We start from the raw sequence: 17515 nt of genomic DNA, 5'->3' as shown, positions 1-17515 counted from the left end.
CGCCGCTGTGGGCCGCGGGGATCGCGGTGGTCTTCGTTCCGCCGGTCATGGGCGGTCGCCGCGCGCGCAGTTGAGGCGCGTCCGGGATGCCCCGGACCTGCGAGGTCCGGGGCACGCGGCGTCCACCGTCGGGCGCGACGTCGGCCGTTCGCCGCCTAGAGTTCTCCCCATGTGCGGAATCGTTGGATACGTGGGCGGCCAGTCCGCCCTCGACGTTGTCATCGCGGGTCTGAAGCGTCTGGAGTACCGGGGGTACGACTCGGCGGGCGTCGCCGTCCTCGCCGACGGCGGTCTGGCCGCGGCCAAGAGGGCCGGCAAGCTCGCCAACCTCGAGAAGCTGCTGGCCGAGCGCCCGCTGCCGACCGGCCTGGCCGGCCTCGGCCACACCCGCTGGGCCACCCACGGCGGCCCCACGGACGCCAACGCGCATCCGCACCTGGACAACGGGGGCCGGGTCGCCGTCGTCCACAACGGCATCATCGAGAACTTCGCCGCCCTGCGCGCCGAACTCGCCGAACGCGGCCACGAGTTGCTCTCCGAGACCGACACCGAGGTCGTCTCCCACCTGCTCGCCGAGAGCTACTCCTCCACCGGGGACCTCGCCGAGGCCATGCGCCAGGTCTGCGGCCGCCTCGAGGGCGCCTTCACCCTGGTGGCCGTCCACGCCGACGAGCCGGACGTCGTGGTCGGCGCCCGCCGCAACTCCCCGCTCGTCGTGGGCGTCGGCGACGGCGAGAACTTCCTCGCCTCCGACGTCGCGGCCTTCATCGCGTACACCCGCGAGGCCATCGAGCTCGGCCAGGACCAGGTCGTCGAGCTGCGCCGCGAGGGCGTCACCGTCACGGACTTCGAGGGCAAGCCGGCTGACGTCCGGCCCTACCACATCGACTGGGACGCCTCCGCCGCCGAGAAGGGCGGCTACGACTACTTCATGCTCAAGGAGATCGCCGAGCAGCCCAAGGCGGTCGCCGACACGCTGCTCGGCAGGATCGACGCCGGCGGGCTGCTGACCCTCGACGAGGTGCGCATCCCCGCCTCCGTGCTGCGCGAGGTCGACAAGATCGTCATCGTCGCCTGCGGCACCGCCTTCCACGCGGGCATGATCGCCAAGTACGCCATCGAGCACTGGACGCGCATCCCCTGCGAGGTCGAACTCGCCAGCGAGTTCCGCTACCGCGACCCGATCCTGGCCCCGCGCACCCTGGTCGTCGCCATCAGCCAGTCCGGCGAGACGATGGACACCCTCATGGCCCTGCGGCACGCCCGTGAGCAGGGATCCAAGGTGCTGGCCATCTGCAACACCAACGGCTCCACCATCCCGCGCGAGTCCGACGCGGTGCTCTACACCCACGCCGGCCCCGAGGTCGCCGTCGCCTCCACCAAGGCGTTCCTCACCCAGGTCGTCGCCTGCTACCTCGTCGCCCTCTACCTGGGCCAGGTGCGCGGCACGAAGTGGGGCGACGAGATCCTCGCCGTCATCCGCGAGCTCTCCCAGATCTCCCGTCAGGTCGAGCAGGTGCTGGAGACGATGGAGCCGGTCCGCGAACTGGCCCGCTCCCTCAAGGACAAGAACACCGTCCTCTTCCTCGGCCGCCACGTGGGCTACCCCGTGGCCCTGGAGGGCGCGCTCAAGCTCAAGGAACTCGCCTACATGCATGCTGAGGGCTTCGCCGCCGGCGAGCTCAAGCACGGCCCCATCGCGCTGATCGAGGAGGACCTGCCGGTCGTCGTGGTCGTGCCGTCGCCGCGCGGGCGCTCGGTGCTGCACGACAAGATCGTCTCCAACATCCAGGAGATCCGGGCCCGCGGGGCGCGCACCATCGTCATCGCGGAGGAGGGCGACGAGTCCGTCGTCCCCTACGCCGACCACCTGGTGTGCGTGCCGCAGACCCCGACGCTGCTCCAGCCGCTGGTCGCGACCGTGCCGCTGCAGGTGTTCGCCTGCGAGCTCGCCACCGCCCGCGGGAACGAGGTCGACCAGCCGCGGAACCTCGCGAAGTCCGTGACGGTGGAGTGAGCGCACCGTGATCATCGGGGTGGGTATCGACGTCGCCGAGATCGACCGCTTCGAGCAGTCGCTGGAGCGCACCCCCGGCCTGGCCGAGCGGCTCTTTCTCCCCGGCGAGCTCCGCCTTCCCAGTGGGGCACGCCGGGGCGGCGCCTCCCTCGCGGCGCGGTTCGCCGCGAAGGAGGCGCTCGCGAAGGCCCTCGGGGCGCCCGGGGGGCTGCACTGGTCGGACGCGGAGGTCGTCACGGAGGATTCGGGGCGGCCGCGGCTCATCGTCCGGGGCACGGTGGCGGCGCGGGCCGAGGAGTTGGGGGTCCGGGCGTTCCACGTCTCGCTGAGTCACGACGCGGGGGTCGCGTCGGCGGTGGTGGTCGCGGAGTCCTGACCCGTTTCGGGGTACGCCGTGTCGCCGTGCGCGGGTCGTTCGCACCCACCTGCGGCCGGTGTTGTGCGCGGTGTGGTCGCGCGCCCGTGGCGCTGCTCAGGTCATGCGCCGCGTGCTCGGCTCGTTTCGCCCCCTTGGCGCTCCGGTTTTGGATGCGGTGAGTGCGGCGGCCGGTTGAGGGGCAGCCGATCGGCGGGCGGGGTGAGTCGTCATGTGCCTCGCCGTCTCGCGCCCTTCGGGCGCGAGACGAACCGCCCCCGACCACCAGCGCCGCCGCTTGTGACCTCCACGGGGCTCTGGCAGCGCGGCGGCGCGGCTGGAGAGGTGTGGCGAGGTGCGTCCGTGCGGGGAGCCCGGGCGAAGGGGACGTGACCTCGAAGGCCGGGAGGGACGGGGAAGCACCGCGGCTGCGGCCGCGCCGCGAACGCTCCCGCCCATGGACGGCGCGCAACCACGCCCTCGCGGTGGCAACATGGCCGCATGCGGCAGGCCTACGACGTGGAGACCGTACGGGCGGCGGAACAGGCGCTCATGGCGCGGGTTCCGGAGGGCGCCCTGATGCAGCGGGCGGCGGCCGGCCTGGCCGCCGCGTGCGCGTACGCGCTCGGCGCCGGGGCCCCCGCCGGCCCCGGCCCCGGGGTCTATGCGGCCCGCGTCGTCGTGCTGACCGGGAGCGGGGACAACGGCGGCGACGCCCTGTACGCCGGGGCGCGCCTGGCCCGGCGCGGGGCGGCGGTGACCGCCGTCCTGCTGGCGCCGCAGAAGGCGCATCCCGGTGGCCTGGCGGCCCTGCGCGCCGCGGGCGGTCGGGCGGTCACCCCGGACGACGTGGACGCGGTGGCCCTGGTCCACCGCGCCGACCTGGTGCTGGACGGCATCGTGGGCATCGGCGGCAAGGGCGGCCTGCGCCCCGAGGCGGCGCCGCTGGCGGAGACCGCGCACGCGTCGCGGGCGGTCGTGGTCGCCGTGGACCTGCCCAGCGGCGTGGACGCGGACACCGGCGAGGTCCGGGGCGCGGCGGTGCGCGCCGACCTGACGGTGACGTTCGGGACGTACAAGCCGGGACTGCTCGTGGATCCCGCCGCCGGTCACGCCGGCGCCGTGCGCCTGATCGACATCGGCCTCGGACCGTACCTGGAGGGCACCCCGCCCGCCATGGAGGCGCTGCAGCACGCCGACGTCGCCGCCCTCCTGCCGTCCCCCGGCGCCGAGAGCGACAAGTACCGGCGCGGGGTGATCGGTGTCGTCGCCGGCTCGGAGCGGTACCCCGGGGCCGCCGTGCTCGCGGTGGCGGGGGCGCTGCGCGCGGGCGCGGGGGCGGTGCGCTACGTGGGTCCGGGTGCGGCGGCCGTGCTGGCCCGCTTCCCGGAGACGCTGGTGTCGGCCGGGCCGCCGCGCAAGGCCGGCCGGGTGCAGGCCTGGGTGGTGGGCCCGGGGCTCGGAGACGGGCCGGAGGCGCGGCGCTCGGTGGAGGACGTGCTCGCCTCGGACGTGCCCGTGCTCGTCGACGCGGACGGTCTGCGCCTGCTGGACCCGTCCGTCGTGCGCGCCCGCACCGCCGGGACGGTGCTGACCCCGCACGCGGGGGAGGCGGCGGCGCTGCTCGGCGTGGCCCGCGAGGAGGTGGAGGCGGCCCGGCTGGACCATGTGCGCCGGCTGGCCGACGCGTTCGGGGCGACGGCGCTGCTGAAGGGTTCCACGACGCTGGTGGCCTCTCCGGAGCCTGGGGTTCCGGTACGGGCCAACCCCACGGGCACGTCCTGGCTGGCGACGGCGGGCAGTGGTGACGTGCTCTCCGGGATCACCGGGTCCCTGCTGGCCGCGGGGCTCGCCCCCGCTGACGCGGCCTCGGTCGGCGCCTATCTGCACGGCCTGGCGGCGCGGATCGCCGCGGGCCCGGTGGGCGCGCCGATCGCCGCGCACGACGTGGCGGACGCCCTCCCGGACGCCTGGCGCGGCATCAGGTCCTGAACAGCCGTCAACTGGGCGAAACGGGTGGAGTCCGCCGACGCGGCGTTCCGGCGGCCGAGTGCCCGTCAATCTGTGTGTTCATGGGAACGTATGCCAGGAGCAGGGTCCGGCTGTTCGTCACGGCGGTGATCGCCCTGGCGGCGCTGGGTACGCACACGACGGCCGCCGCGGACGACGACGACCGGCCGGTGCCGGTCGACCGGCTCGTCCCCGGGGTTCCGTTCGGCCCCGCGGCCTCCCGGCAGGTCGACACCCCCGACCAGGGCGCGCCACCCCTCCGGATCGGCGTGTCGACCGCCGAGCCGCTGCGCAGCGCCGCGCCCTCCGAGGACGAGGCCGAGGACGACGACTGGGTGGACCCCCAGCTGGTGGAGTTCGTGCCGGCCGAGGACGCCGAGCGGGCCAAGAAGTTCCAGGAGGAGCGCGCCGCCGAGGAGGAGGACGAGGGTTCCCACGACGGCGGCCGGGACGGCGAGGGCGGCCGGGACGGCGAGGACGGCCAGGACGGCGAGGACGGAGAGTACGGCCGGGACGGCCAGGACGGCGAGTACGGCCGGGACGGCGAGTACGCGGAGCGGAGGGAGGACGAGGAGGACGGCGGGAGCTCGGACGGCCGGGAGTACTGCACGTCCTTCACCGGCCCCTTCCAGCGCGAGGTGGAGAAGCGGCTGCGGCTGCGCGTGAACGGCGAGCAGTCCCCCGCGGACTGCGCGGAGATCCGCAGCTACCAGAAGTCCAGGGGCATCGTCCCCGCCAGCGGCTTCGCGGGGCCCACCACCTGGGGCCACCTCCGCCTCGACGAGGCCACCGGGAAGGGCCCGAACGCCTCCCGCCGGTGCCCGGCGCCGGCCAAGGGCAAGCGCATCGTCTGCATCGACCTCAACCGCCAGCTGCTGTGGGTGCAGACCAGCAGTACGAAGGTCTTCTTCGGCCCGGTGGCGATCCGCAGCGGACGCAAGGGGTACCTCACCCGTACGGGGCGGTTCACCGTCTACTGGCGTCACAAGAACCATGTCTCGGACATCTACGACGCCCCGATGCCGTACAGCCAGTTCTTCAGCGGCGGCCAGGCCATGCACGCCACGCCCGGGAGCGTCTACAAGGCGCCCGGATCGCACGGCTGCATCAACCTCTCCAACCGGAACGCGCGTCTGCTCTGGAACCTCCTGAAGCTCAACGAGGCGGTGTACGTGTGGGGCGCCAAACCCGCCGTGTGACGGCGGCAGGGGGCCGGCCTGAGAGACTGGGCGCGATGGATGAGATGACTCTGCGCGCACAGGCCTCGATCGACCTCGCCGCCTTGCGGTCCAACGTCGCGGCGCTGCGTGCCCGCGCGCCCCGCTCCGGGCTCATGGCCGTCGTCAAGGCGGACGCCTACGGCCATGGGATGGTGCCGTGCGCCCGAGCCGCCCTGGAGGCGGGCGCCGGCTGGCTCGGCACGGCCACGCCCGAGGAGGCGCTGGCACTGCGGGCGGCCGGGATCACCGCGCCCGTGCTGTGCTGGCTGTGGACGCCGGGCGGGCCCTGGCGGGAGGCCGTCGAGGCGGACATCGACGTGACGGTCGGCGCGCTGTGGGCGCTGCGCGAGGCCACGGAGGCAGCCGCGGCCGCCGGCCGCACCGCGCGCATCCAGCTGAAGGCCGATACGGGCCTGGGCCGGGGCGGCGCCCAGCCCGCGGACTGGGCCGAACTGGTCGCCGCGGCCCGGGCCGCCGAGGTGGAGGGCCTGGTCAAGGTCACGGGGGTGTGGTCGCACTTCGCGTGCGCGGACGAGCCCGGCCACCCCTCCATCGCGGCGCAGCTCGCCGTCTTCCGCACTGTCCTGGAGGCAGCCGAGCGCGCCGGACTGCGCCCCGAGATCCGGCACATGGCGAACTCCCCGGCCATCCTGACCCTGCCCGAGGCGCACTTCGACCTGGTCCGGTCCGGTGTGGCGATGTACGGGATCTCGCCCGTCCCGCAGGTCGGCGGCCCGGCCGACTTCGGGTTGCGGCCGGTGATGACGCTGACGGCCCGGCTGGCATCGGCCAAGCGCGTCCCCGGCGGTCACGGGGTCTCGTACGGGCACCACTACACGACCCCCGGCGAGACCACCCTCGCGCTGGTCCCCGTCGGCTACGCCGACGGCATCCCGCGGCACGCCTCGGGCACGGGCCCGGTGCTGGTGGCGGGCAAGTGGCGGACGGTCGCGGGGCGGGTGTCGATGGACCAGTTCGTGGTCGACCTCGGAGGAGACTGCGCCGAGGCCGGCGACGAGGCGGTACTCTTCGGCCCCGGCGACCGCGGGGAGCCGACCGCTGAGGACTGGGCCCGGGCGGCGGGCACCATCGCGTACGAGATCGTCACGCGGATCGGGACCCGGGTGCCGCGCGTCTACGTGGGTACGTAAGCGCGTAGCCGAGGGGAAGCAGCGAAACCACATGACGGACAGCGGTAAGGCGACGGGGGCGATCGAGGCGGTGGCCGAAGCGGCCGCCGCCTCCGGCCGCTGGCAGCGCGCCGGGATCGTCGGCGCGGCCATCGGCGTCGTGGCGGCGGGCGCCGCCGCAGGCGTGGCACTGGAGCGGGCCACGGTCGGCCGGGGCATGCGCAGGCGCGCCAGGCTCGCCCTCGACCTGGCCGGACCGTACGGCTCGCTGCGAGGGACGCCGGGCCGGGCCACCGCCGAGGACGGCACGGAGATCTACTACGAGGTCGAGGAGGCGGACGCGTCGGCGATCGACGCGGCCGCGCCGCCGCGGCGCTGGCAGATCTTCCGCCGGGCCGGCCAGGCGGCGCCGCCGACCGTGGTCTTCTGCCACGGCTACTGCCTCAACCAGGACTCCTGGCACTTCCAGCGCGCCGCGCTGCGCGGGGCGATACGCGCCGTCTACTGGGACCAGCGCAGCCACGGCCGCTCCGGCCGGGGCAGGGACCAGGAGGGCGGCGAGCCGGCCACGATCGACCAGCTCGGCCGCGATCTGAAGGCGGTCATCGACGCCGCCGCGCCCGAGGGTCCGCTGGTCCTGGTCGGGCACTCCATGGGCGGGATGACCATCATGGCGTTCGCCGACCAGTTCCCCGACCTGGTGGACGCGCGCGTCCAGGGCTTCGCCTTCGTCGGCACCTCCTCCGGCAGGCTGGCCAGCGTGACTCTGGGCCTGCCGGCGGCGGGGGCGCGGGCGCTGCGGGCGCTGGCACCGGGGGTGCTGCGGATCCTGGGCACCCAGGTCGACCTGGTGGAGCGGGGGCGCCGGGCGACGGCCGACCTCTTCGCCGGGATCATCAAGCGCTACTCCTTCGGCTCCGACGTGGACCCGGGTGTCGCGCGCTTCGCCGAGCGGATGATCGAGTCGACCCCGATCGACGTCGTCGCCGAGTTCTACCCGGCCTTCACCGAGCACGAGAAGAGCCAGGCCCTGGAGGTGCTGGACGGCTTGCCCGGCCTCGTACTGGCCGGGGACAAGGACCTGCTGACGCCCAGTGAGCACAGCCGGGCCATCGCCGAGGCCCTGCCGGACACCGAGCTGGTGGTGGTGCCCGGAGCGGGGCACCTGGTGATGCTGGAGCACCCCGAGCTGGTCAACGCGCACCTGGCCGCGCTGCTCACCGAGGCGGCCGACGCCTCGCGCGCCCCGGTCCCGCCGGCACTGCGCGAACTGGCCGTGCCGCCGCCCGCCGGGCCCGACAGGGCGGACCGCGTGGTCTCCGGCGGCGCGTAGCATTCGGGCACATGGGCATGGAAGCCATCGGTGGGCACTCCACCGTGATGCAAGCCGGCGGTACCGATGCCGGCGGTACGGAAGCCGGCGTCATGGAAGAGATCCGGGTCACGGTCAAGACCCCCGACCAGATGCGCGAGCTGGGGCGCCGTCTCGCGCCGCTGCTGCGGGCCGGCGACCTCGTCCTGCTCAGCGGCGACCTCGGCGCGGGCAAGACCACGCTGACCCGCGGCCTCGGCGAGGGCCTGGGCGTCCGGGGGGCGGTGACATCGCCGACCTTCGTGATCGCGCGGGTGCACCCCTCACTGGGCGGCGGCCCGGCCCTGGTGCACGTGGACGCGTACCGGCTGGCCGGCGGCCTCGACGAGATGGAGGACCTGGACCTCGACGTCTCGCTGCCGGAGTCGGTGGTCGTGGTCGAATGGGGCGAGGGCAAGGTCGAGGAGCTCTCCGAGGACCGGCTGCAGCTGGTGATCCACCGCGCGGTGGGCGAGGTCGCGGCGGACGGCCAGGAGGACCACGACGTGCGCGAGGTCGTCGTCGCAGGGGTCGGCGCGCGCTGGGCGGGCGCGGACCTGGCGGGGCTCGGCGTCTGAGCGCGTGACATTCCGACAAGGTGTCGGGAAGATGTTGCGCGGCGCACGTCCTCCGTGGTCTGCTGGAGTCCAGGAGCGGGTTAGGGCTGCCTAACCCGACCCGTCGGACCCAGGAGGCATCCATGTCGGCCCACACGGCCCCGGAGCCGGAGCCGGGTTACTCGATGGAGGCGCTGCTCGCGGCGTCCGCGGCGGCCAACGCGGTGTGCACCCCGCCCGCGGAGGACGAGGAGCGGGAACGGGACGCGGCGCGGGACGAGCCCACCGCGGGCCCCGATGCGGACACCGCAGGCCCCAAGGCGGACGCCGCCTAGCCGGAAGGACGCGGGATCAGACCGGACGGACGTATGAGCGGACCAGGCTGACGCGGCCCGCGTGGGCAGGCCCACGCGCAGCGGCCGCGCGAGCCCGTACGCGTTCACCCGTCGGGGGGAAATCAGCGGACGACGACGATCTTGCTGCCGATGCCGGAGAACTTCCACAGCTCCGCCCCGTCCGCCCGCTTCTCGCGGATGCCGCCCGTCTGCTGGCCCGGGGGCGGGGCGTCGGGCAGGGAACCGTCCCTCGCCGCGCTGAAGCCGATCACCACGCTGTCGACGGTGGTGAACCGCACCACGTTCTCGACGGGCACGCCGTCGCCGCCGACCCCGGAGGCGCTGCGGGAGGTCACGGAGTAGGTGCCGGGGGCCGGGTCGACCGTGCCGGGGACCACCGGGTAGGTCCTCCGCACCTTTCCGTCCTCGCCGACCAGCCACACCCGGTCCGTGCGGAGTGAGTAGACGACGCGGGTGCCCGAGCCGGAGGCCGGGGGCAGTTCGTTCCTCGGCTTCGGCGAGGGCGAGGCGGAGGCCACGGGGGCGGCGCCGGCGGCGCCGGCTCCCGCGGGCCGGTCGCCCCTGGGCATCTGGGCGGCGGAGCCGGAGGCCTGGACGGCGAGCACGCCGACGGCGGCCAGGGCGGCCGCGGTCAGTCCGGTCACGATCGTCCCTGAACCGATCCTTGCCACGGCTCTCCTCCGGTGGTGGGCGTCACGCTGGGTTGACGTTAGCAGCAGTGCCGCAGGGCGGCGGGAGCGCCGTCCCGGGTGGCGGCGGCACCCCCGTCCTGGCAGGGCCACCCCGGTGAACGCCGTAGGCTGAACGCGTGCTGCTGCTTGCCTTCGATACCGCAACCCCCGCCGTGACGGTCGCCCTGCACGACGGGCGGAGCGTGCTCGCAGAGTCGGCGGAGGTCGACGCGCGACGGCACGGGGAACTGCTGATGCCTGCCGTCGACCGCGTGCTGCGGGAGGCCGGGAGCGGGCTGGGCGACGTGACCGGCATCGTGGTCGGCGTCGGCCCCGGCCCGTACACAGGGCTGCGCGTCGGGCTGGTGACCGCGGTGTCCTTCGCCGACGTCCTCGGCGTCCCCGTCCACGGGATCTGCACCCTCGACGGGCTGGCGTACGCCGCCGGGGTCGAAGGGCCGTTCGTCGTGGCGACGGACGCCCGCCGCAAGGAGGTCTACTGGGCGCGGTACGAGGGCCCGCGGGTCAGGGTGACCGACCCGGCCGTGGACCGGCCCGCCGACATCGCGGACGAGGTCGCCGGGGTGCCGGCGGTCGGCGCGGGCGCCGCCCTCTACCCCGCGGTCTTCAGCGACGTCCGTCCCCCCGCCGACCAGTCCGCGGCGGCACTGGCCGCGCTCGCCGCCGTGAAGCTGGCCGAGGGCGAGGACTTCCTCCCCGCGCAGCCGCTCTACCTGCGCCGCCCGGACGCCCAGGTGCCGGCCGGCTACAAGGCGGTCCTGCCGAAGTGACCGAGGCGACCGCAGCGACCGAGGCCACCGGGGCGGCCGCGGTGATGCGCGAGATGCGCTGGTGGGACCTGGACGCGGTGATGGACCTGGAGCACCGGCTCTTCCCGGACGACGCGTGGTCGCGCGGCATGTTCTGGTCCGAACTGGCCGGCGCGCGGCATCCCGAGGCGACCCGGCACTACGTCGTCGCCCAGGACGGGGCCGGACGGATCGTCGGCTACGCGGGCCTGGCCGCCGTCGGCGGCACCGGGGACGTGCAGACCATCGCCGTCGCCACCGAGCAGTGGGGCACCGGCCTCGGCGCCCGGCTGCTGGGGGAGCTGCTGCGGCAGGCCACCGCCTTCGAGTGCCACGAGGTGATGCTGGAGGTGCGCGTCGACAACCTCCGCGCCCAGCGGCTGTACGAGCGCTTCGGCTTCGAGCCGATCGGTTTCCGGCGCGGCTACTACCAGCCCGGCAACGTCGACGCCCTCGTGATGCGGCTCGGCGAGCTGCCGGCGGCCCCGCCCTCCCCTGACGTACCGGGACTACCAGGAACAGAGACCACCCATGGCTGACGAGCCCCTTGTCCTCGGCATCGAGACGTCCTGCGACGAGACCGGTGTCGGCATCGTGCGCGGGCACACCCTGCTCGCCGACGCGGTCGCGTCCAGCGTCGACGAGCACGCCCGCTTCGGCGGCGTCGTCCCCGAGGTCGCCAGCCGCGCGCACCTGGAGGCGATGGTCCCCACGATCCAGCGCGCGCTGAAGGAGGCCGGCGTCGCCGCCTCCGACCTCGACGGGATCGCCGTCACCGCGGGCCCCGGGCTGGCGGGCGCCCTGCTGGTCGGCGTGTCCGCGGCCAAGGCGTACGCCTATGCGCTCGGCAAGCCGCTCTACGGCGTCAACCACCTCGCCTCGCACATCTGCGTGGACCAGCTGGAGCACGGGCCGCTGCCCGAGCCGACGATGGCGCTGCTGGTGTCCGGCGGCCACTCCTCGCTGCTGCTCGCCCCCGACATCACCGGCGACGTGCGCCCGCTGGGGTCCACCATCGACGATGCGGCGGGCGAGGCCTTCGACAAGGTCGCCCGGGTGCTGGGCCTCGGCTTCCCCGGCGGCCCGGCCATCGACCGTGCGGCCCGCGAGGGCGACCCGGACGCGATCCGCTTCCCCCGCGGTCTGACGGGCTCCCGCGACCCCCTCTACGACTTCTCCTTCTCCGGCCTGAAGACCGCCGTGGCGCGGTGGATCGAGTCCAAGCGCCGGGAGGGCGTGGAGGTGCCGGTCGCGGATGTGTCCGCGTCCTTCCAGGAGGCCGTCGTGGACGTCCTGACCCGCAAGGCGATCCGGGCCTGCAAGGACAACGGCGTCGACCATCTGATGATCGGCGGCGGCGTCGCGGCCAACAGCCGGCTGCGCTCGCTGGCGCAGGAGCGCTGCGAGGACGCCGGGATCGTGCTGCGGGTGCCGCGGCCCAAGCTGTGCACGGACAACGGCGCGATGGTCGCGGCCCTCGGCGCGGAGATGGTGGCCCGGGGGCGGCCGTCGTCCACCTGGGACCTGCCGGCGGACTCCTCGCTGCAGGTCACGGATGTGTCCGTGCCCGGCCACACTCACAGCCACGACCACGACCACGTCCACGAGCTCAGCAAGGACAACCTCTACTCGTGACCGTCGCCCTGATGTGGGAGGCCCGGGCGGCCGAGGGGCGCGGGCCCGAGCTGCTGGCGTGGGCCCGCGCACAGACGCTCTCCCCGGCACCGCTGCGCCGCGAGACCTTCCGCGCCCCCCAGGACCGGGTGCTCGTCATCACCTGGTGGGACGCCCCGTACGACGCGGAGCTCCCCGAGCTGCCCGAGCCTGGCGAGGAGCTGGCCCGGCGGGCCGTCCACCGCTGGCGCTTCGAGGCGGTGGAGGAGGAGGGGGCCTGAGTCCTCGGGCCCCGGTCCGGCCCCCGGTCCGGCCCCCGGGCCCGGTCCGGGCAGTCGGACGGCCGGCCGTAGGATGAGCCTGGCGTCGTGGGCAACCGGAATCCTGCCGCAGCGCCCCCGAGCAGGCGTCCTGCCGGACGACCGGTGTCCGGGAGGCGTTCCCTCAGGCGGCGAGAAGACCCGATGACCGACCCCGGCTGCGCCGTCCTCTTCGATCTCGACGGCGTCCTCCTCGACAGCCGGCCGGCGATGCGGCAGGCGATCCTCCATGTCGCGGGCGCGGCGCTGGGGGAGCCCGTCGACGAGAGCCGCCTGCCGGCCGCGCTGGACCACCTGCCCCACCACGAACTGCTGGCCCGGCTCGGGGTGACCGACGAGGCGACCGTGTTCGGGTCCGCCTGGGAGGACGCGCTCACGCTCGCCCTGTGGGGCGCGTCGCCGTTCCCGGGCGCCGCCGGCGTGCTGCGCGACCTCGCGGCCTCCGGCGCGGCGATCGGGGTGGTGACCATGCAGCCCGCGCACCGCGTGGCGCGGCTCGTCCCCGCGGAGCTGTCCTCGCACTTCGGCGTGGTGGTCGGGTGGGGCGACGCGCCGCCCAAGCCCTCGGGCGAGGGCATCCTTCTGGCGCTGGAGCGCCTCGGGGTGCCGCCGGGGCGCGCCTGCTTCGTGGGCGACAGCCCCTCCGACGTCGCCGCCGCGGCGGCCGCGGGGGTCCCTTCCATCGGTGCGGCCTGGGGGTACACCGGGCCCGCCCTGGACGGCTGGGGGCCGACCGCCCTGGCCGCCGCCCCCACCGATGTGCCGGAAATGGCGCGCGGCCTCCTGCGGTCGGTCTAGCGGGGGTCAGCCCCGGGAGGGGGCGGCCGCGGCGGGGGCGCCCACGAGCATGCTCGGGGCCCCGGCCACCCGGGTCAGGAAGACCGTGGCGGAGTTCGGGCCCTGGGGTCTGACCCGGCGGCGCACCTCCTCCGGTTCCACGGCCGAACCGCGCTTCTTCACGGTCAGCACCCCCACCTCGCGCTCGCGCAGCAGCGCCTTGAGCCGCTTGAGGTTGAAGGGCAGCACGTCGGTGATCTCGTACGAGGTCGCGAAGGGCGTCGTGTGCGGCTCGTCGGAGGTGACGTAGGCGATGGTCGGGTCGATCAGCCCGCCGCCTGTCTGCGCCGCCACGTCGGCCACCATGCGGGCCCGGATGACGGCGCCGTCCGGCTCGTACAGCCAGCGCCCCACGGGGCGCACCGGCGGGTCGGGCAGGCCGGCGGCGGGCGCGGTGACGCCCGACGGCAGAAGGGTCGCGCGGCGGGTGCCCGGAGCCGTGCCGAACCACAGCACGGCCTCCTTCACATCGCCGTGGTCGGAGACCCACTCCGCCTCGGCGTCGTCCGGCACGACCTCGTGCGGGATCCCCGGCGCCACCTTCAGGGCGGCCAGCGGGGCCTCACGGGCCGCCGCCACCGCCCACGACAGCGGCGGGGAGTACGCCTCGGGGTCGAAGATCCGGCCCCGCCCGCCACGCCGGGCCGGATCGGCGAAGACGGCGTCGCAGCCCTCCACGCCGGTCTCCGTCACGTCGGCGCAGCGCACCTCGATCAGGTCGGCCAGCCCGAGCGCCTCCGCGTTGGCGCGCATCACCGCACAGGTCAGCGGGGAGCGGTCGACCGCCAGCACCTCCACACCGGCGCGGGCCAGCGGCACGGCGTCCCCGCCGATCCCGCAGCACAGGTCCGCCAGCCGCCGCACTCCGAGCGCGGCGAACCGCTCGGCACGGTGCCGGGCGACGGAGGCCCGCGTCGACTGCTCGACCCCCTCGGGCGTGAAGTACATCCGGTACGCGTCCTCCCCGAACTTCGCCGCCGCCCGCTGTCGCAGCCGGGCCTGCGTCAGCGCCGCCGCCACCAGCCCGGCGTCGTGCGCCCGCCGCAGCCGTGTCGCGGTCGCCAGTTCGGCGGCGGGGTCGTAGTCCCGCAGGGAGGCCAGCAGCGCCTGCCCCTCGTCGGTCAGGAGTGCCGAGAACGCGTCAAGATCCACGCCGCCCATTGTCCCGCGGCGCCGGCGCGTGCTGGACTGCTGCGGGACTACCGGGGCCGGTACGACGTGATGGAGTTCCCGGAGACCCCGCGGGGGACGCTCTGATGGACAGCGAGGCGGCCCGCACCGGGAGCCGCAAGGCGTACGGCGACGCCGAGGGCGGCCGGTGGTGCGAGGTCCACCTCGACACCTACCGGCTGCCGTCCGGGGCGGAGGTGGAACTGCACTGGGTCAGGGCCGGCGGCGGTCGTACCGGTGTCGTGGTCCTCGCCCGGCGGGGTGACGACGTGCTGATGGTCCGTCAGTGGCTGCCCGCGGTGGGCCGCTGGGCCTGGGAGCTGCCGCGCGGCTTCGGCGAAGGCGATCCCGCCGCCGACGCGCTGCGTGAACTCGCCGAGGAGACCGGCCTCGTGGGCTCCGCGGCGACGGTGGTGGCCCTCCTGGACGTCGACTCCGGGCTGCTGGAGAGCCAGGTGGCCGTCGTCGAGGTGGCCGTCGCCGGGGACGCCGGGGACGCCGGGCTCGGGACCGGTGCGGCCGGGGACGGCGAGGTCGCCGAGGCACGCTGGTGGAGCCCCGACGACATCGCCGGGGCGGCCCGCTCGGGCGAGCTGCGCGACGGGTTCACCCTGGCCGCGCTCGGCGCGTGGAGCGTCGTCCGCCGGTGAGCGGCGCGGGCGCGCCGGCCCAGGAACGGCGCACCCGGGTGCGCCCGGAACAGTGCGCCCGGGCACGCCGTTGCTTTGGGGGAGAGCGGCTCGTACGGCGCGGCGTTGGCACTCCGCTTGACCGAGTGCTAAGCGCGTCCTAATCTCGGACCTGGCACTCAGCGATGCCGAGTGCCAACCAAAAGCGACGGGCAGGTCCGGCACCCGCGACGACGGGCCTACCAGGTCGCCACCCCAGACAGACACTCCCGTGAGCCCTTTGAAGGGGGAGGTCGGATCGTGACGACCGCCAGCACCAAGGTTGCCATCAAGCCGCTCGAGGACCGCATCGTGGTCCAGCCGCTCGATGCCGAGCAGACCACCGCCTCCGGCCTGGTCATCCCGGACACCGCCAAGGAGAAGCCCCAGGAGGGCGTCGTCCTGGCCGTCGGCCCGGGTCGCTTCGAGGACGGCAACCGCATCCCGCTCGACGTCAAGGTCGGCGACATCGTGCTGTACAGCAAGTACGGCGGCACCGAGGTCAAGTACAGCGGCGAGGAGTACCTCGTCCTCTCGGCTCGCGACGTCCTCGCGATCGTCGAGAAGTAGAACCGGCGCCGCGCGCAAGCGAGAAATGCCGTGACCACGCCCCGGGCACACCGAGTCCTCACACGGACCGGGGACCCGGGGCGCGGTCTTCGCTGAGAACCCAAAGACGAGGAATTCCGCCGGTATGGCCAAGATCCTGAAGTTCGACGAGGACGCGCGCCGCGCCCTTGAGCGCGGCGTGAACAAGCTCGCCGACACCGTGAAGGTGACGATCGGCCCCAAGGGCCGCAACGTCGTCATCGACAAGAAGTTCGGCGCCCCGACCATCACCAACGACGGTGTCACCATCGCCCGTGAGGTCGAGATCGAGGACGCGTACGAGAACCTCGGCGCGCAGCTCGTGAAGGAGGTGGCGACCAAGACCAACGACATCGCGGGTGACGGCACCACCACCGCCACGGTGCTCGCCCAGGCGCTGGTCCGCGAGGGTCTGCGCAATGTCGCCGCCGGCGCCTCCCCGGCCGCCCTGAAGAAGGGCATCGACGCGGCCGTCAAGGCCGTCTCGGACGAGCTGCTCGCCACCGCCCGCCCGATCGAGGGCAAGGACGACGTCGCCGCCGTCGCCGCGCTGTCCGCCCAGGACAAGCAGGTCGGCGAGCTGATCGCCGAGGCGATCGACAAGGTCGGCAAGGACGGTGTCATCACCGTCGAGGAGTCCAACACCTTCGGCCTGGAGCTGGACTTCACCGAGGGCATGGCCTTCGACAAGGGCTACCTGTCGCCGTACTTCGTGACGGACGCGGAGCGCCAGGAGGCCGTCCTGGAGGACCCGTACATCCTCATCACCCAGGGCAAGATCTCCTCCATCCAGGACCTGCTCCCGCTGCTGGAGAAGGTGCTGCAGGCCGGCGCCTCCAAGCCGCTGCTGATCATCGCCGAGGACGTCGAGGGCGAGGCCCTGTCCACGCTGGTGGTCAACAAGATCCGCGGCACCTTCAACGCCGTCGCGGTGAAGGCCCCCGGCTTCGGCGACCGCCGCAAGGCCATGCTCGGCGACATCGCCACCCTCACCGGCGGCACCGTCGTCGCCGAGGAGGTCGGCCTCAAGCTCGACCAGGTCGGCCTGGACGTGCTCGGCAGCGCCCGCCGCGTGACCGTCACCAAGGACGACACCACCATCGTCGACGGCGCCGGCGAGTCCTCGGAGATCGCCGGCCGGGTCAACCAGATCAAGGCCGAGATCGCCACGACCGACTCCGACTGGGACCGCGAGAAGCTCCAGGAGCGCCTCGCCAAGCTGGCCGGCGGCGTCTGCGTCATCCGCGTCGGCGCGGCCACCGAGGTCGAGCTCAAGGAGAAGAAGCACCGTCTGGAGGACGCCATCTCCGCGACCCGCGCCGCGGTCGAGGAGGGCATCGTCTCCGGTGGCGGCTCCGCTCTCGTCCACGCGGTCAAGGTGCTCGAGGACAACCTCGGCAAGAACGGCGACGAGGCCACCGGTGTGGCCGTCGTCCGCCGCGCCGCGGTCGAGCCGCTGCGCTGGATCGCCGAGAACGCCGGCCTGGAGGGCTACGTCATCACCTCCAAGGTCTCCGAGCTGGAGAAGGGCCACGGCTTCAACGCCGCGACCGGCGAGTACGGCGACCTGGTGAAGTCCGGCGTCATCGACCCGGTCAAGGTCACCCGCTCCGCCCTGGAGAACGCCGCCTCCATCGCCTCCCTGCTCCTCACCACCGAGACCCTCGTGGTGGAGAAGAAGGAGGAGGAGCCCGCCGAGGCCGGTCACGGCCACGGTCACGGCCACTCCCACTGAGCTGGACCGCGAAGGCCCCTGTTCCCGCCCGGGAACGGGGGCCTTCGGGCTGCCGGGGCCTCTGCCGGGGCGGGGCCAGGCCGCGCCGGGACGGGAGGCAGGGCTAG

The 17515-nt window shown here is 74.3% G+C and carries 18 protein-coding genes; 16 read left to right on the top strand and 2 right to left on the bottom strand.

Going from position 1 to position 17515, the window contains the following annotated elements; all coding sequences use genetic code 11:
* Window positions 1–169 precede the first annotated feature (169 nt).
* The 8 genes from glmS (at window position 170) to AC3ET4_RS00055 (ending at window position 8975) form a co-directional block, all read left to right on the top strand.
* Window positions 170–2017, top strand: coding sequence for a glutamine--fructose-6-phosphate transaminase (isomerizing) (gene glmS / locus AC3ET4_RS00090; protein ID WP_431944778.1), 1848 nt, complete (start codon window positions 170–172; stop codon window positions 2015–2017).
* 7 nt (window positions 2018–2024) lie between these two features.
* Window positions 2025–2393 (top strand): holo-ACP synthase, encoded by a 369-nt coding sequence (locus AC3ET4_RS00085; protein WP_431944430.1) that lies wholly within the window; start codon window positions 2025–2027, stop codon window positions 2391–2393.
* Window positions 2394–2873: 480 nt separating this feature from the next.
* On the top strand, window positions 2874–4364 hold the full coding sequence (locus AC3ET4_RS00080) for an NAD(P)H-hydrate dehydratase (protein ID WP_431944428.1): 1491 nt from the start codon (window positions 2874–2876) through the stop codon (window positions 4362–4364).
* Between the two features lie 80 nt (window positions 4365–4444).
* A complete protein-coding gene (locus tag AC3ET4_RS00075; protein ID WP_431944426.1) occupies window positions 4445–5581 on the top strand; it encodes a L,D-transpeptidase in 1137 nt (378 codons plus the stop codon).
* 35 nt (window positions 5582–5616) lie between these two features.
* On the top strand, window positions 5617–6753 hold the full coding sequence (gene alr, locus AC3ET4_RS00070) for an alanine racemase (protein WP_431944424.1): 1137 nt from the start codon (window positions 5617–5619) through the stop codon (window positions 6751–6753).
* Window positions 6754–6784: 31 nt separating this feature from the next.
* On the top strand, window positions 6785–8065 hold the full coding sequence (locus AC3ET4_RS00065) for an alpha/beta fold hydrolase (protein WP_431944422.1): 1281 nt from the start codon (window positions 6785–6787) through the stop codon (window positions 8063–8065).
* 92 nt (window positions 8066–8157) lie between these two features.
* A complete protein-coding gene (gene tsaE / locus AC3ET4_RS00060) occupies window positions 8158–8661 on the top strand; it encodes a tRNA (adenosine(37)-N6)-threonylcarbamoyltransferase complex ATPase subunit type 1 TsaE (RefSeq protein ID WP_431944776.1) in 504 nt (167 codons plus the stop codon).
* 122 nt (window positions 8662–8783) lie between these two features.
* Window positions 8784–8975 carry a hypothetical protein gene (locus tag AC3ET4_RS00055; RefSeq protein ID WP_431944420.1) on the top strand — a complete coding sequence of 64 codons (192 nt, stop codon included), beginning with the start codon at window positions 8784–8786 and terminating at the stop codon, window positions 8973–8975.
* A 122-nt stretch (window positions 8976–9097) separates the two neighbouring features.
* Here the strand turns inward: AC3ET4_RS00055 and AC3ET4_RS00050 are convergent, their stop codons facing one another.
* Window positions 9098–9667 (bottom strand): hypothetical protein, encoded by a 570-nt coding sequence (locus tag AC3ET4_RS00050; RefSeq protein ID WP_431944418.1) that lies wholly within the window; start codon window positions 9665–9667, stop codon window positions 9098–9100.
* Window positions 9668–9804: 137 nt separating this feature from the next.
* Between AC3ET4_RS00050 and tsaB the strand changes: the two genes are divergently transcribed.
* The 5 genes from tsaB to AC3ET4_RS00025 all read left to right on the top strand — a co-directional run bounded on the left by tsaB (window position 9805) and on the right by AC3ET4_RS00025 (window position 13208).
* Window positions 9805–10458: a tRNA (adenosine(37)-N6)-threonylcarbamoyltransferase complex dimerization subunit type 1 TsaB gene (tsaB, locus tag AC3ET4_RS00045; protein ID WP_431944416.1), complete on the top strand. Its 654-nt coding sequence runs from the start codon at window positions 9805–9807 to the stop codon at window positions 10456–10458.
* A 44-nt stretch (window positions 10459–10502) separates the two neighbouring features.
* Window positions 10503–11015, top strand: coding sequence for a ribosomal protein S18-alanine N-acetyltransferase (gene rimI, locus AC3ET4_RS00040; RefSeq protein WP_431944774.1), 513 nt, complete (start codon window positions 10503–10505; stop codon window positions 11013–11015).
* Window positions 11008–12111 (top strand): tRNA (adenosine(37)-N6)-threonylcarbamoyltransferase complex transferase subunit TsaD, encoded by a 1104-nt coding sequence (gene tsaD / locus AC3ET4_RS00035; protein ID WP_431944414.1) that lies wholly within the window; start codon window positions 11008–11010, stop codon window positions 12109–12111. Before rimI ends, tsaD begins: the two co-directional genes overlap by 8 nt.
* A complete protein-coding gene (locus AC3ET4_RS00030; RefSeq protein ID WP_431944412.1) occupies window positions 12108–12371 on the top strand; it encodes a hypothetical protein in 264 nt (87 codons plus the stop codon). Before tsaD ends, AC3ET4_RS00030 begins: the two co-directional genes overlap by 4 nt.
* A gap of 183 nt (window positions 12372–12554) precedes the next feature.
* Complete coding sequence (locus tag AC3ET4_RS00025; RefSeq protein ID WP_431944410.1) at window positions 12555–13208, top strand: HAD family hydrolase; 654 nt, start codon at window positions 12555–12557, stop codon at window positions 13206–13208.
* 6 nt (window positions 13209–13214) lie between these two features.
* On the opposite strand, the gene AC3ET4_RS00020 is transcribed toward AC3ET4_RS00025, so the two are convergent.
* Window positions 13215–14408: a THUMP-like domain-containing protein gene (locus tag AC3ET4_RS00020; RefSeq protein ID WP_431944408.1), complete on the bottom strand. Its 1194-nt coding sequence runs from the start codon at window positions 14406–14408 to the stop codon at window positions 13215–13217.
* Between the two features lie 95 nt (window positions 14409–14503).
* Here AC3ET4_RS00020 and AC3ET4_RS00015 point away from each other — a divergent pair, with 95 nt between their 5' ends.
* The 3 genes from AC3ET4_RS00015 to groL all read left to right on the top strand — a co-directional run bounded on the left by AC3ET4_RS00015 (window position 14504) and on the right by groL (window position 17408).
* Window positions 14504–15067, top strand: coding sequence for an NUDIX hydrolase (locus AC3ET4_RS00015; protein ID WP_431944406.1), 564 nt, complete (start codon window positions 14504–14506; stop codon window positions 15065–15067).
* A 279-nt stretch (window positions 15068–15346) separates the two neighbouring features.
* Window positions 15347–15655: a co-chaperone GroES gene (gene groES, locus AC3ET4_RS00010; protein ID WP_018562788.1), complete on the top strand. Its 309-nt coding sequence runs from the start codon at window positions 15347–15349 to the stop codon at window positions 15653–15655.
* 124 nt (window positions 15656–15779) lie between these two features.
* Window positions 15780–17408: a chaperonin GroEL gene (groL, locus tag AC3ET4_RS00005; RefSeq protein ID WP_431944403.1), complete on the top strand. Its 1629-nt coding sequence runs from the start codon at window positions 15780–15782 to the stop codon at window positions 17406–17408.
* Window positions 17409–17515: the final 107 nt, after the last annotated feature.

This window comes from Actinacidiphila sp. bgisy167 (genome assembly GCF_057707665.1).
Note: the sequence above shows the minus strand (reverse complement) of the source record. Positions and strands in the feature narration are given on the sequence as shown.